Annotated in this window: 16 protein-coding genes; 8 read left to right on the top strand and 8 right to left on the bottom strand. The window is 31.9% G+C overall.

What is annotated here, in order from left to right:
• Positions 1-46: 46 nt before the first annotated feature.
• The 4 genes from ABZP37_RS12460 to ABZP37_RS12445 form a co-directional block, all read right to left on the bottom strand.
• Positions 47-1,327, bottom strand: a complete 1,281-nt coding sequence (locus ABZP37_RS12460; protein WP_366183452.1) for an NAD(P)/FAD-dependent oxidoreductase — start codon at positions 1,325-1,327, stop codon at positions 47-49.
• Positions 1,328-1,356: 29 nt separating this feature from the next.
• Entirely contained in the window at positions 1,357-2,694 is a 1,338-nt protein-coding gene (locus ABZP37_RS12455; protein WP_366183451.1) for a DEAD/DEAH box helicase, read from the bottom strand.
• A 44-nt stretch (positions 2,695-2,738) separates the two neighbouring features.
• Positions 2,739-4,310: a DEAD/DEAH box helicase gene (locus ABZP37_RS12450; RefSeq protein ID WP_366183450.1), complete on the bottom strand. Its 1,572-nt coding sequence runs from the start codon at positions 4,308-4,310 to the stop codon at positions 2,739-2,741.
• 105 nt (positions 4,311-4,415) lie between these two features.
• On the bottom strand, positions 4,416-4,943 hold the full coding sequence (locus ABZP37_RS12445; protein ID WP_366183449.1) for a DUF6155 family protein: 528 nt from the start codon (positions 4,941-4,943) through the stop codon (positions 4,416-4,418).
• A gap of 95 nt (positions 4,944-5,038) precedes the next feature.
• On the opposite strand from ABZP37_RS12445, the gene ABZP37_RS12440 reads away from it, so the two are divergent.
• Positions 5,039-5,323 (top strand): DUF3817 domain-containing protein, encoded by a 285-nt coding sequence (locus ABZP37_RS12440; RefSeq protein ID WP_366183448.1) that lies wholly within the window; start codon positions 5,039-5,041, stop codon positions 5,321-5,323.
• Positions 5,324-5,392: 69 nt separating this feature from the next.
• Here ABZP37_RS12440 and ABZP37_RS12435 read toward each other — a convergent pair whose 3' ends face one another.
• Positions 5,393-5,779 (bottom strand): hotdog domain-containing protein, encoded by a 387-nt coding sequence (locus ABZP37_RS12435; protein WP_366183447.1) that lies wholly within the window; start codon positions 5,777-5,779, stop codon positions 5,393-5,395.
• Positions 5,780-5,844: 65 nt separating this feature from the next.
• Between ABZP37_RS12435 and ABZP37_RS12430 the strand changes: the two genes are divergently transcribed.
• The 6 genes from ABZP37_RS12430 (at position 5,845) to ABZP37_RS12405 (ending at position 11,333) form a co-directional block, all read left to right on the top strand.
• Complete coding sequence (locus tag ABZP37_RS12430; protein ID WP_366183446.1) at positions 5,845-6,246, top strand: glyoxalase; 402 nt, start codon at positions 5,845-5,847, stop codon at positions 6,244-6,246.
• A gap of 152 nt (positions 6,247-6,398) precedes the next feature.
• Positions 6,399-7,115 carry an esterase gene (locus tag ABZP37_RS12425; RefSeq protein WP_366183445.1) on the top strand — a complete coding sequence of 239 codons (717 nt, stop codon included), beginning with the start codon at positions 6,399-6,401 and terminating at the stop codon, positions 7,113-7,115.
• 26 nt (positions 7,116-7,141) lie between these two features.
• Entirely contained in the window at positions 7,142-8,089 is a 948-nt protein-coding gene (locus ABZP37_RS12420) for a hypothetical protein (protein WP_366183444.1), read from the top strand.
• Between the two features lie 55 nt (positions 8,090-8,144).
• Entirely contained in the window at positions 8,145-9,251 is a 1,107-nt protein-coding gene (locus ABZP37_RS12415) for a carboxylate-amine ligase (RefSeq protein ID WP_366183443.1), read from the top strand.
• Positions 9,252-9,293: 42 nt separating this feature from the next.
• Positions 9,294-10,127 (top strand): GMP synthase, encoded by an 834-nt coding sequence (locus tag ABZP37_RS12410; protein ID WP_366183442.1) that lies wholly within the window; start codon positions 9,294-9,296, stop codon positions 10,125-10,127.
• A 15-nt stretch (positions 10,128-10,142) separates the two neighbouring features.
• Entirely contained in the window at positions 10,143-11,333 is a 1,191-nt protein-coding gene (locus ABZP37_RS12405; RefSeq protein ID WP_366183441.1) for a hypothetical protein, read from the top strand.
• 73 nt (positions 11,334-11,406) lie between these two features.
• On the opposite strand, the gene ABZP37_RS12400 is transcribed toward ABZP37_RS12405, so the two are convergent.
• A complete protein-coding gene (locus ABZP37_RS12400; protein ID WP_366183440.1) occupies positions 11,407-11,718 on the bottom strand; it encodes a hypothetical protein in 312 nt (103 codons plus the stop codon).
• Between the two features lie 298 nt (positions 11,719-12,016).
• Between ABZP37_RS12400 and ABZP37_RS12395 the strand changes: the two genes are divergently transcribed.
• Positions 12,017-12,910, top strand: coding sequence for a TIM barrel protein (locus ABZP37_RS12395; RefSeq protein ID WP_366183438.1), 894 nt, complete (start codon positions 12,017-12,019; stop codon positions 12,908-12,910).
• 111 nt (positions 12,911-13,021) lie between these two features.
• Here the strand turns inward: ABZP37_RS12395 and ABZP37_RS12390 are convergent, their stop codons facing one another.
• Positions 13,022-13,720 (bottom strand): DUF4240 domain-containing protein, encoded by a 699-nt coding sequence (locus ABZP37_RS12390; RefSeq protein WP_366183436.1) that lies wholly within the window; start codon positions 13,718-13,720, stop codon positions 13,022-13,024.
• 48 nt (positions 13,721-13,768) lie between these two features.
• Positions 13,769-15,424, bottom strand: a complete 1,656-nt coding sequence (locus ABZP37_RS12385; protein WP_366183434.1) for a M1 family metallopeptidase — start codon at positions 15,422-15,424, stop codon at positions 13,769-13,771.
• Positions 15,425-15,426: the final 2 nt, after the last annotated feature.

Below are 15,426 nucleotides of genomic sequence, written 5' to 3'. Positions count from 1 at the left end.
TATGAGTCCTTAATTGGTTTTTTTATATTTTAACAAAAACAAATTGTTATATTTCCGTCACAGTTTTTGGTGCTTTTTTATCGGGTCTAATAATCATTCGTAATGAATTGTCTTTTGAAAAATAAGCTACCATCCAGTTATAGAATGTTTTCACTTTATTTCTATACGTTATCAATGAAATTAAGTGAATAAATAACCAAATTATCCAGGCAAAGAACCCTTTGAAATGCATTTCAGGTTTGGGTAAATCAACAACTGCTTTATTTTTCCCAATAATTGCCATGGCTCCTTTATCATTATAGATAAAAGGTACTAACACTTTGTTATTTAATTTTAGCTTGAAATTTTTAGCTAAATTAATTCCTTGTTGAATTGCTACTTGTGCAACTTGTGGATGTCCTTGAGCAAAACTTGGATCATTAAACTGAATACAAGTATCTCCAATAGCATAAATGTTTTCAGTACCCTCGATTTTATTATAAGGGTCTGTTTTTAAACGTTTTCCGCGACCATAACAATCTGTAGATATTCCTTTAAATTCTCTAGCGGTAACACCTGCAGCCCAAATTAAATTTTTAGTTTGAATTGTTTCTCCATTAGCAAAATATACAGTGTCATCTACATAATCCACTACATTATTATTTAATTTTACTATAACTCCAAGTTCTGTAATCGCTTTATATGTATCTTCTTGAGATTTTTTACTCATCGGGGTTAACAAAGCTGAAGCACCGTCAACTAAATAAATATTACTAGCTGTTGTTCCTAATTCTGGATACTCTTTCAAAAAAATATTCTTACGCATTTCAGCAAACATTCCTGATATTTCAACTCCAGTAGGACCACCACCCGCTACAACAACTGTTAATAATTTACGTCTTTTTCGAATATCCTTGGTAATTGCAGCTTTTTCTAAATTTTTCAACAAAGTATTACGCATGACAATAGCATCATTCAATGTTTTCATTGGGATGGCGTTCTTTTTAACGTTCTCCATTCCAAAATAACTGGTTTCAGCGCCCGTAGCAAAAATCAATTGATCGTAAAACAATTCACCATTACTTAAAATAACTTTATTTTCGGCTGGAATAACTTCTTGAAATTCACCTAAACGAAATTGTAAATTCTTCTTACCTGCAAAAAATTTACGAAAAGGATAACTAATACTTGAAGGCTCTAAATAAGCTGTTGCAACTTGATATATAAGGGGTGGAAAAAAATTGTAGTTATTTTTATCAACTAAAGTTACATGAACTCCATCTTGATTTAATAGCTCTTTTGCAACATTCATTCCTGCAAAACCACCTCCGATAATTACGATTTCCATATGTTCTTTTTTAGTATAATTTTGGGTTTTTAGTTCTTTTTTAATTTTTTTACAGGTTTCTCTGTGGGTGTGTTTTTATTTTGCAGCAAATAATTAGCTAAAATTTTTTCTACCAATTCATCTTTGGTTAAATGATGAAAAATGGTTTTAATTTTCGATTTTAATTCAGAATCAACATCGTGATTCGGTTTAGTTTTAAAAATTTGTTTTGCCCATAATAAGGTGTTATTATTTTCAATACTAGTTTCTGATGGTTTCTGAAAAAGATTGAATTTAATTCCCAATTCTTTTTCAAAATCAGCTATTTCTTTTACTTCTTCTTGTTGTAATACCGTTAACGAAAGTCCCTTTGCTCCTGCTCTAGCTGTACGACCACTTCGGTGTACATAGGCTTCATACACATCTGGCAAATGATAATTAACCACATAAGATACTTCTTTGACATCAATTCCTCTAGCTGCTAAATCTGTTGCAACTAATATATTGATATGTCCTTCACGAAATTGTTCCATGATTCTATCACGAATTCCTTGGCTCAAACTTCCATGAATAGCACCTGATGAAAAACGATTAATTGCTAAATTTTTAGCTAATTTATTAACCGCAGCTTTGGTTTTACAAAAGATAATTCCTCTTTCTCCTTCTTTGCTATTTAAAAAATGCATCAAAACATCTAGTTTTTCAATGGGATCTACTACAATATATTGGTGATCAATTCCTTGATTCCCTATTGTTTCCATATTAGCACTTACTTGCACCACATTCTTATTCAAGTAATTCTGAATCAATTGTTTAATTGTTCCAGGCATAGTTGCTGAGAATAGAATGGTTTTGTGTACCTTGGGCAAAGCAGCAACTATTATATCTAAACTTTCTTTTAAAATAGTTACCATCTCATCAGCCTCATCAAGGACTAAAAATGAAGTTGCTGATAAATCAATTGCTTTACGTTCTAGCAAATCAATTAAACGTCCCGGAGTAGCAACCACAATATGAGTCGTGGATTGTAATCGTTCCATTTGTGGTTTGATAGGAATTCCACCGCAAGTAGCTGCAATTGAAATTTCAGGCGAATATTTAACAAATAACTCTAAGTTCTTGAAAATTTGGTGACCTAATTCTCTAGTTGGTGCTAAAATTACAGCTTGAACGGCTGAATTATTTGTATCAATAAGTTGCAACAATGGTAATCCAAACGCGGCAGTTTTACCAGTTCCTGTTTTAGCAATTCCCACTACATCAGTAGTGTTGCTTAAAAGTAACGGAATTGTTTTTTGTTGAATTTCTGTAGGTTCAACAATGTTCAATTCGGTAATTGCTTTTAGAATTGGTGCTGAAATTCCTAAATCTAAGAATTGTTTTGGCATTTGAATGTTATTGTTTTAGTGTGAATTATTTTTTAGAATGGAGATTAATCTTCATTTTCATTTTCTTCTTCTTCCTCTTCTTCTATTTCACGTAATATTTTCTCTCTGTATTTTTTACCTATTAATAAGGTTAATTTCAAGGTGTAATCTTCAACTAACCATTCACGGTAGTTTTTACTACACTGACTCAAACATTTAGAATAACGTTTGATACGACATTCTATATCGGCAGCAAGCTCTTTGGATAACATTCTAGCATCCCTCAATTCCTCAGTATTATCCACACACATTCCCGCATGCTGATCCAAAGATTTTTCAAGAACTACCTTAGAACGTGAATTTTGAGCAATAGCTAGTTTGTGTTCTTCATCCACATCAAAACCCACATCTGCCGTTTTGCTGAATTTTGCACGCAATTCTGGTGGCATCGTGTATTTAAAATGTAATTCGATTTCCGAATCCTCACGTAAATTTTCAAGGTAAAATTCAGGTGATTTAAAAATATGTTGCCAGTTGACAGGTTCACTCCAAAGTCCAAATCGAGCTGCATTATTTCCTAAATCGATTACTGAAAACTCATCCTTTTTAGGTAATTTACGAGAACCACGACCAATCATTTGATAGTATAAAGTCAATGACTTAGTTGCTCTATTAAGGATAATTGTTTCAACTGTAGGTTCATCAAAACCCGTAGTAAGAATTCCAACAGAGGTCAAAATTGCATCGGGTGCATGTTTGAACCAATGTAAAATTTCTTTTCTTTCTTCGGTGCTACTCGTATTATCTAAATGACGAATGGGATATCCTGCTTCTCTAAATGTTTCGTAAACATATAGTGACGTGTTAATTCCGTTATTAAAAATCAAAGTCTTTTTCCCCATAGACCTTTCAGTATAAGCATGCAGTAATTTCTCTTGCATGAGAGTATTGGTATATAAATCATCCGATGATTTAACGGTATAATCTCCGTTTATACCAACTTTCAAAGAGGTTAATCCTACATCATAACTATACGTTACTGCTTTTGCCAAAAAGCCTTGATCGATTAAGGACGCAATAGTATCCCCTACAATCAATTCATCATAACTTTGATGCATTGGTAACTTAATATTAGAACTCAGCGGTGTTGCTGTAACTCCTAATATGAAGGCGTTTTTAAAAGAACTTAATAGTTTTCTAAAGGAATTGTAATGCGCTTCATCAATGATTACTAAACCTATATTATCTAAATGTAGTTTTTCATCGTTAATACGGTTTTTCAAAGTTTCAACCATAGCAACAAAACAAGAAAATTCATTTTGGTCAGGAAGATCTTTTACCTTACTATTGATTATTTTGTTTTTCACACCAAACCCCTTTAGCATTTTGGATGTTTGCTTACACAACTCGATTCTGTGCGTTAACACGACAACTTTCTTATCATGTTTTGAAATGTATCTACGAACAATTTCAGAAAAAATCACCGTCTTTCCACCACCTGTTGGAAGTTGATAAAGTAAGTGATGTTGCTTAGGTCCATTATCTATACGATCAAAAATGGCATCGATATCGCCCTTCTGATATGCATAAAGTTCTTTTCTATCTTCTTTTTCTACTTCTAAAATGTTTTCAACCATTATCTAATATTGATTTTTTGCAAAAATACGGCTAAAAAACAGGTAAACCGTCATATTTAAACAAAAAGATGCAGAATCTTCTAATAAATAGGAATTATAATTGATTTAGTAATCAAATGACTCAATAATCGCACTAAATTGCGCTTGATTTCTCCATTTTTGCATCAAAGTTTCATTATAAATAGTGATTATTCTTCCTTTAAATTCTGTAAAAATGCCATTTGCAATGACAAATTGTACCACTTGTTCAAATGAATTGAGGATGCTTTTATAAAAAAGCTCCTGCTTGATGGTGTTTTCTGCTGAAAATGTTTGTGCTATTTCAATATTATAGAGCATTAAATCTGCTATTACAAACGGATCTACTCCCAAAAGTATAAATTGCTTAATATATTTTTGAGCAACTGAACGGCGCATTTTTGGTTTACTCTTCCTTCCCGATGATTTTACAGGAAAGTATTCATTTGAAATCTTCAGCTTACTTTCCTGTAATAAGGAATCTTCTTTGGGATTGAATACAAAATTATAGTACACCTTAACTGGAGGGAATTTTTCATACAACTCCAAAATTTGTTCTTCGAGTTGTACTTTATTCAATTCCGACAAATATTTTTTTAAATCTCTCTTACTCATAATTAAAAATTACAAAAACAACGTTAAATTAGTTCAACTTATGGTATTCAACCCAACGATATTACTTATTTTTGCACCGAATTAAAAAAATCATCATGTTCAAAATTTTTAAAATTACAGCTATACTAGAAGGAATTTCATATTTGGTTTTATTTTCAAATATGCTTTTTATCAAACCTACTCATAAAGAATTGTACCACACTTTATTATATCCAATTGGAATGAGTCATGGTATTTTATTTATTGGATATATTGGTTTAGCTATTTTATTAAAAAATGCTCAAAACTGGGATTGGAAAACATTTGGTATCATTCTAGCCGCATCATTAATTCCTTTTGGAACGTTTTATATTGATAAAAAATATTTAGCAACTGCTTAATATTTTTATTTACAAAAAAATGAAGTTCTAATTTGTATTCACAAAGATACAAATTAGAACTTTTTTATTTTATTCCAATCGATCTTTAACAAACTCAATTTTTGTTTTCCCATGTGCTTTTGGTTTCCCGTCAGTCCCTAAATTAACCATAGTTGTAGCATCAATGGTAATAATGGTTTCACGAGTCATCATATTACGTACCTCGCATTTCAAGGTGAGTGATGTGTGTCCAAATTTCACCACTGCAATACCAATCTCTATAACATCTCCCTGCTTAGCAGAACTCCGAAAATTAATTTCTGACATTGATTTGGTAACTACTCTCGAATTTTCTAATTGAATAATAGAATATAATGCCAACTCTTCATCTATCCATGCTAATAATTGTCCTCCAAATAATGTTCCGTTTGGATTTAAGTCTTGGGGCTTTACCCACTTTCTTGTATGAAATCTCATTAAATTTATTTTATAATGCTAAAATACAACTTGCTTAAGTTTTTTTCGTTAATTTTAAATAAAAAATGAACCAAAGAGATCTATTTTTAAAAGAGTTTAGAGGGGAATCAATTGGAACAATCAGCACAGAATCTTCCTCAGATGAAATTTTTCAAAATCAAGTGCTACGCCCCGTTTTAAAATTACAAAATGATTTATTTGTGGCATCTTTTCATAATTACATTTCTAAGAATAAAATTGATTTTTATTCGCAATCAATAGAAAAAAAATTATTTACTATTGAAAATGCGATTCAAAAAGACATTAAATTCAGGAATGCACTAAAAGGAATGGTGATTGCATTGTTTACTGTTGAGGAATACGTTACCTATATTAAAAATTCATCAAGCCTAAACAAGCGAATGATGAATTTACTCATTGAACGATTGAAAAGTCAAGTACAACTATTTGAAAATTCTTCCGTTTGACAGCCTTTAATTTTACAGATCTGTTTTAACCCAAATCGCACTTTTATAAACTTTTATAAACTTATTTATTTTTATCGAAAAGGTGATTATAAGTTAAACATAAAAAGGTTTTTTGCTATACTTTTTTCACTATACTTGTTGAAACAAAAAGCATGAAAGAAGCATATTTCAAATGGTATTCACCTAACTTAAGTCGAGAGATTGAAATGTTGGTTTTTGGCCATTCTGGACAACCCGTTATATTGTTTCCAACCTCAATGGGTAGTTTTCATGAAAATAAAGATATGGGATTGATTGAATCTGCCCGATGGTATATTGAGCAAGGACTGATTCAAATATATTGCCCTGATAGTATTGACAAAGACAGTTTTTATAATACCAGTATTTATCCGATTCATCGCATCACTAATCATATTTTGTATCATAAAATGATTTGTCATGAAATTGTTGAAAAAGTAAAAAACAACACTGTTTCTGGTAAAGTTGTAGTTGCTGGATGTAGTTTTGGTGGTTATCACGCAGCCAATTTTGCCTTCAAACATCCAGGATATGTTAGCCATCTTTTTTCTATGAGCGGAGCTTTTAATATCAAAAGCTTTATGGATGGCTTTTATAATGATGATGTATATTACAACAATCCTGAAGATTATTTACACGGAATTGAAGACAATGAATTATGGAATATGGACGTAGCCTTAGGAACATCTAACTGGGATATTTGTTACGACGCTAATCTCAAACTAAGTAAAATTTTAAATAATAAAAATATATCACATTGGTTAGACATTCGACAAGACCGTGAACATGACTGGCCTGTCTGGAAGGAGATGTTTCCTCATTATTTATCCCGAATCCGATTTCAATATTAACCCAAGTAAATAACAACAACATAACTATGAAAAAAATAGGTATTTTATTTGGAATGGAAAACAGTTTCCCACAAGCATTTATCGACAGAGTAAATTCGAAAAATGAAAAAGGGATTATAGCAGAAGCGGTCTCAATTGACAAAGTTATTCAAAACAAAGGAGGAGAATATGTCGTTATTATAGATCGTATTTCACATGATGTCCCTTTTTATAGAGCTGCTTTGAAAAATGCTGCTTTGACAGGTACTAATGTAATTAACAACCCCTTTTGGTGGAGTGCTGATGATAAATTTTTCAACAATGCACTAGCTGATACTCTAGGTGTTCCTTTACCTAAAACTGTCATTTTACCATCTGCACAACATCCCGATGACACGAGTACTACTTCCTTTAGAAACTTAAAATATCCTATGGATTGGGAAGGAATATTTGACTATATACAATTTCCAGCCTATATGAAACCATACTCTGGAGGTGGATGGAAAAACGTATATCGACTTGAAAACAAAGAAGAATTTTGGGAAAAGCATCAAGAAACAGGACAACTAGTTATGATGCTTCAAGAAGAAATTGTATTCACAGAATATTTTAGAGTGTATTGTTTGGGGTGTAAAGCAGTTAGAATTATGCAATACGAACCTAGAAACCCACACCATTTAAGGTACGTTCACGACGGGCCTCCTACCGATAAAAAATTATTAGCGACTATAAAAGACTACACCATACGTTTATGCAAAGGCTTAGGATATGATTTTAATACCGTAGAATTTGCTGTACGTGACGGAATTCCTTATGCAATTGATTTTGGAAATCCAGCACCAGATGCAGAAATAACCTCTGTTGGTGCTGGAAATTTTGAATGGGTAGTTGAAGAAGCTGCGAAAATGGCAATTACAGCCGCAAAAAAACAGAAATTCGGAAAAATTAACCTAACTTGGGGTAACTTTATTAAAGAAGCTATCCTACAGAAATAATAACTATCAACCCAAAAAGCGAACCAATTATAAATTTATATTTATTTTTCCAAAAATGAAAAAATTACCAGTTTTCACACTTGGTGTTGAAGAGGAATATCAAATTATTGATCCTGAAACTAGAGATCTACGTTCGCATTTGTCCAAAATTGTGGATGGAGCAAAAACCTTACTAAAAGAACAAGTAAAGGCGGAAATGCACCAATCTGTTGTCGAAGTAGGAACTAATATTTGCAATAACGTACAAGAAGCTGAAAGTGAAATTAAATTTTTACGCTCTAAAATAGTGGAATTGGCTGCCAATCAAGAATTAATTGTAGGTGGAGCTGGCACACATCCTTTTGCCAAATGGCAAGACCAACTCATTACAGACGACCCTAGATATCACAATATTGTCAATGAATTACAAGATGCAGCACGATCCAATTTGATATTTGGAATGCACTGTCATGTGGGTATTGAAAATAGAGAAATAGGGCTACAATTAATGAATCAAGCTTGTTATTTTTTACCTCATATCTTTGCGCTCTCCACTAATTCCCCTTTTTGGGAAGGAAGACAAACAGGTTATAAATCATACAGAACCAAAGTATTTGATAAATTCCCAAGAACGGGATTGCCTGAATATTTTGAATGTTTAGCTGCTTATGATAATTTTCTGGATACTTTAGTTAAAACCAAATGTATCGACAATCCTAAAAAAATCTGGTGGGACTTACGTTTACACCCATTTTATGACACCATTGAGTTTCGTATTTGTGACATGAGTTTAACAGTAGAAGAAACCATGTGTATTGTATCTGTAATTCAAGCTGTTGTAGCCAAATTATACCGAATGAATCAAGGTAATATGAGTTTCAATATTTATAGACTGGCACTTATAAAAGAAAATAAATTTAGAGCAGCACGCTACGGAATCGAAGGGCATATGATTGATTTTGGACTTCAAAAAGAAGTTGAAACTAGAATTTTAATACATGAATTACTTGACTTTATTGATGATGTAGTTGACGAATTAGGTAGTCGAGAACATATCAATTATGTCCATGAAATTTTAAAAAACGGTACAGGTGCAGCGCAGCAATTAGCTGTTTACGAAGAAACTAAAGACTTAAAGAAAGTTGTTGATTTTATCACCAATCAGTTCACAAAAGGTCTCTAAAAATAATACCTTATATTTGTGTTTTATTTTAAATACCACAAAATGAATAATAAGAAATCAATCAGGATGGCCATTTTAGATATGTATGATGGCCAACCCAATCAAGGAATGCGATGCATTATTGAAATAGTTAATCGATTTTCACCTTTGGTTAGGTTTGACATTTTTGATGTACGTTCTAAATGTGAATTGCCCGAAATTGAAAAATATGACATTTACATCTCTACTGGGGGCCCTGGAAACCCATTAGAAGGAGATGGAAATTGGGAAATTAAATATTATAAATTTATTGATGAACTCACGAAATGGAATCAAGAGAGTTCAGTAAAAAAACATATGCTATTTATATGCCATTCGTTTCAGATGGCTTGTAAACATTTTGGTTTGGCTGAAATCACCAAAAGAAAAGGCACTTCTTTTGGCGTAATGACTATCCATAAAACTCCCGAAGGTAAAATAGATCCTTTATTTGAAGGCCTAGACGACCCTTTTTATGCGATTGACTCCAGAGATTATCAAGTAGTACAACCCAAGCTAACTATTTTTAAAAAGAAAGGTGCCAAAATACTTTCCTTAGAAAAAATAAGAGACTATGTTCAATATGAAAGAGCCATAATGGCGGTTCGATTCACCGATTATTTCGTTGGAACACAATTTCACCCTGAAGCAGATCCTATTAGTTTTGTTGCTCATTTAAGAGATAAGGAAGCCAAAGATAAAATCCGAAAAATGAAAGGGAAAAGAAAATTTAGAAACATGTTAGAGGACTTATTAGACGATGATAAAATTTATAAAACTAACGAAACATTGATTCCAAATTTTCTTCGAATTGCAGTAAATGATTTGATGAAAACTAAAAAAATTATGTCCAATTAAGTAAATTACCTTTGTATGATTGCGAAATATAGGGAACAATTCAATGCCGAATTTTCAGAAGAAAAATATCGAAATCTAAAAATTGATGTTACCTCTGACTTTGATTACTCCCCAACTTTTAGAGTCGGAGAAACTCCTTTTTTTATTTCAAAAGAATTAAAATCACAATTAATTGAAGGCTCCAATGAAGTTATAGCTTTAATTAAGAGTAACAACTTCAAACAACTTACAAACAAATCATTAGAACTAAATAATAGAGTGCCTAACGAAGACAATCACACTAACTTTATTGCGATAGATTTTGGAATTTGTGAAGAAGAAGGACAGGTGATTCCTAAATTAATTGAAGTACAAGGATTCCCTTCTTTGTTTAATTATCAAAATAATTTATTTGAAAAATTCACAAATCAGTATCCCTTTTTAAGTGAATTTTCTCCTTTTGTAAACAAAATTACGAATGATGAATATCTAAAAACTCTCGAGGAAGTTATTTGCAACGGCCACCCAAAAGAAAATGTAATTCTACTCGAAATTGAGCCTGAAAAACAAAATACAAAAATTGATTTTTATTATTGTAAAAGGGACTTGGGTGTCAACTTTGTCTGTGTTACTGAGGTTATCAAGAAAGACAATCAATTGTTTTACACCAATGAAAAAGGTATTGATGTTTTAATTAAACGAATCTACAATCGAGTAATTTTTGACGAACTAAACGCAAGAACCGACTTACAATTGAATTTCCACTTCACTGACGAATTAGATGTGGAATGGGCGGGACACCCCAATTGGTTTTTTAGAATTAGTAAATTTATTCTTCCGCTCCTCAAAGGGAAATATTTCATTGAAACAACTTTATTAAGCGAATTAAAAAAAATTCCAGATGATTTAGAAAACTATGTATTAAAACCACTCTTCTCTTTCTCTGGTTCAGGTGTTATTTTTCATGTAAAGAGAGAAGATATTGAATCCGTCGTTGAGAAAGAACTTTATATCCTACAGAAAAAAGTAAATTACTTCCCGATTCTACAAGCTCCTGAAGGCAAAATAAAAGTAGAAGTGAGAATGTTATGCACTTGGAAAAATGGAGATGAAAACCCTATTCTACTATGCAATTTAGTGCGATTGAGTCGCGGTGAAATGATTGGTGTAAAATATAACCAAGACAAAAACTGGGTTGGTGGAACGATTGGACTGTTTGAAAGATGACCAACCATTCTAAAGTTATTTAAAAAACGGTACAAGAATATCAACACCAATAGTAGAAAGTACCACATCTTGTTCACTCACTGCTCCTGAAAAAGACGCTAAAAGATAACCAGACTACTACTCCTATCCAGCCTAGTTCGCCTACTTTCAGTTTTCTGTTTTTATCGTCACTATTTTTAAGTGTTTCAGCAATTTCGGCAGCCTTTGCACTGGTAATGGCTAATAAATTTGCTTTTTCATCAGACAAAGTTCCTATCACTTTTATTTTTGATATCCATGATTGAACACTATTTCCAGAAATAAAACAGACTATTGCAACACCCTTTGCATTTATATCATTAGCTTTTACTTCTATAGCGATCAAAGCACGATCCGCATGTTTCATAAATAATCTCTATAGTTTAATTTGGTTTTTGTTTGTCCAAATGTTAAATTAGTAGCGCTAAACTAGTATTATTGATGAAATTTTACTTTTCATACTATATAGGTTTATTTAGTTTATGACTAGCTTACAATTCAACTTATTTAAAAATCAGTTATGGTTTTTAAATACTAATAATAAAAAAGATAAATAAGATAACTTATTTATTGCGACCATCGAATCGAATAGAATATAATGGATGAATCAATTGCTTATATTTGATTATCCCCCCCATTATCCTATGACTTGAAAATCTAACATAATGAGAAGACCAACAAATCGACGATCTGTACTCAAAAGTATCTTAGCAGGAACACTTACTCTTGGGATCTCTAATCGCTTTTTCGCCCTTTCAGCAGAAAATAATCTTAATAATGAAACAGTAAGTCCTCTAAAAGGAAATATCAATCATTCGGTTGCTCGTTGGTGCTTTAAAGATATTGAATTAGAAACACTATGTATTGAAGTAAAAAAAATGGGAATTAGGGGTATTGATTTAGTTGGACCAAAAGACTGGCCTCTATTACAAAAATACGGAATCACTTCTACAATGTGTAATGGTGCCGAAATCAATTTACTTGACGGTTTTAATGATACACAATTTCATGAAATACTTATCATTAATTATACAGAAATGATTCCTTTAGTAGCGAAGGCGGGGTATAAAAATCTAATTTGTTTTAGTGGTAAACGAAGAGGTAAAACAGACGAAGAAGGATGGAATAATTGTGTTATTGGATTGCAAAAATTAATTCCTTTAGCCGAAAAACACAATGTTACATTGGTAATGGAACTATTAAACAGCAAAATTGACCATAAAGACAATCAGTGTGACAAAACCTCGTGGGGTGTTGAATTAGCCAAACGTATAAAATCAGAAAATTTCAAATTACTTTACGATATATATCACATGCAAATTGATGAAGGTGATGTTATTCGAACAATTAAAGAAAACCATCAATACATTTCACATTATCATACTGCGGGGGTACCTGGACGCCATGAAATTGACGATTCGCAAGAATTAAATTACCCTGCAATCATGAAAGCAATAGCCGAAACTGGCTTCAAAGGATACGTGGGACAAGAATTCTTAGCTAAAAATCCAGACAAATTAAAATCTTTAAAAGAAGCAATAACTATTTGTGATATTTAATTCTAATGTGAAGAACTGAAGGGTTATCTAACTGTTTTTTTTTCTGAAGAAACATTAGCAAAAGAATAAAAAACTTTAATTTAAAGCCACAAAAAAGACTTTAGTACATTTTTAATTTTTCCATAATTTTTCAAACAAGAGTGGACAAATATTTCCCATTGTCTTCGGTTCGTCAACACTCCAATTAAAGGTCAAAAATGGATAATGTTCATCATTAGTTACAAATGTTTTGTAATCAATAAAATTATAAATTTCGTGATCTGTTTTATTTAAAAAAGCATTCATAGCAACAAACCAAAAACCTTCAAATTCATAAGTATCTTTACCTTCTTTTACTTGACTAATTAAACTATCAGGGTTAGCTACTGCATTGTAAAAAACTTCTTTCCCTTGAGAAATAACCCAACATCTGAAATAGTCAAAACCGCCATCTGTGCTTCCGCCATTCATGATATATGCAGCACACCACAAATTGGATTTATAGGTGTCAAAAAGTAATTTATCCGTTCTTAAACGAAAACCTATAATCTCTTTTGGAGTCAATTTTTCTAACTCATTCGTTAAAAATATTTCTTGATCTGCTTGGCTTAAATTAGCAATAATAGTTTTATCAATAATCCCCCAATACTGATCTTCGTCAAGCATTTCGGAAGATTTTTCAAAATGAATCGAATCAAAAACAACAACTGGAATAATTTCGTTTGAAACATTCGTTTTTATCAATACTTCTTTAGCCTTAGCGCTGCTCTGTGCCAAAGTAGCCATACCTAAAGATAGAAAAGCAAATAAAAGTGTGGTTGTATTTTTCATAAAATAAACTAAGTTGATTTTTCAACTAAAAGGTAAAATTAGTCTTTTTTACTTTCTAATTTGATTTTCGATTATATAAAAATTGTTATCAATTCTAATTTTAGTAGTTTCTGAAGAAATTGACTTACATTTCCAATCCTGATTTGGCTTGATCCACAACATTTCAGCACCAATAAGAACTTTTACCGGCATATTGAAACCGGAAACACAATTAGCCCATCGGAATTGAAGTTTGTTTTTTATGATTTTATATTCTAAAGTTGGTATTCTAATATCTCTTAAATATTGATTTAAAATTGGAGTTAAATCAATGCCAACAGATTTAGAGAGATAATCCTCAATTTGTTTGGTGGTAACTGTTTGGTGGTGAAATTTAGAATTTAAACCTCGTAAAACTTGCCTCCATTTAGTATCATTATCCACAATTTGCCTAAGTGTATGCAACATATTGGCACCTTTAAAATACATATCACCGGAACCTTGATTATTTACATTATAATTACCAATGATAGGCTTATCATTTAAAACATTACGTCGAGTACCTCTTACGTATTCAAAACCAGCCTCTTTTCCGTAGTAATATTCTACGAACAGACTTTCCGAGTAGCTCGTAAAACTTTCATGAATCCACATATCTGCTCTATCTTGGTTTGTGATACTATTCCCAAACCACTCGTGCCCAGACTCATGAATAATAATAAAGTCAAATTTCATCCCCCAGCCTGTTCTACTTAAATCGGAACCTTGATAACCATTTTTAAAACCATTACCATAACTAATATCACTTTGATGTTCCATTCCTAAAAAGGGCGTTTCTACCAATTTATACCCGTCTTCATAAAATGGATAGGGTCCAAACCAATATTCAAAAGCTTTCAACATCCTACCAACATCTTTGAATTGAATTTTAGCTTTCTCTAAATTTGGTTTCAACACATAATAAGTACAATCTAAATTACCTTTCTCTCCTTGATATTTTTCAGAAAAAGAAACATAATCCCCTACGTTAAAATTAACCCCGTAATTATTAATAGGATTCACAACCGACCAATTATAAGTTGTTGTACCGTCACTTAACACTTCCTTGTTTTTTAATCTCCCATTGGAAACAGCAACTAAACCTGAAGAAACATTGATACTAATATCCATGCCGTCGACTTCATCGTACAAATGATCTTTATTTGGCCACCAAACGCTCGCTCCTATTCCTTGACAAGAAGAAGCTATAAAAGGATTACCATTAGCATCCTTATCCCAAACTATTCCTCCATCCCAAGGTGCGCGAATAGCTGATCTAGGTTTGCCTTGATAAAAAACTGTGATTACATTTAGATCTCCTTTTTTTTGAAATTTCTCTAAATTCACAAAAAAGGCATTTCCGTTTTTATTGAAATTTAAAGAGTTACCATCTTGAATTATTTTAGTTATTTTTAATGGAGCTTGCAAATCAATTTGCATGACAGTAGACTCATTTAAAACTAAATAAGTAATCTCATTTGAACCAACAATCGAACTGTCTTTTAGGTTTGTTTTTAAATTAAGATTGTATTTTTTTACATCCCACCAGGCTCTTTCGTTAGTAATACTTCCCCGCAAACTATCGTCAATCGTGAATTTATTTTCACTATTTAAATGATTGATTTGTGCAAAAATAGAATTTGCAAAAAAGAATAAGAAACAATGAAAAATCAAAGCATTCTTCATAG

Origin of the sequence: Flavobacterium ovatum (assembly GCF_040703125.1) — a bacterium.
GTDB classification, from domain to species: Bacteria; Bacteroidota; Bacteroidia; order Flavobacteriales; family Flavobacteriaceae; genus Flavobacterium; species Flavobacterium ovatum.
Note: the sequence above shows the minus strand (reverse complement) of the source record. Positions and strands in the feature narration are given on the sequence as shown.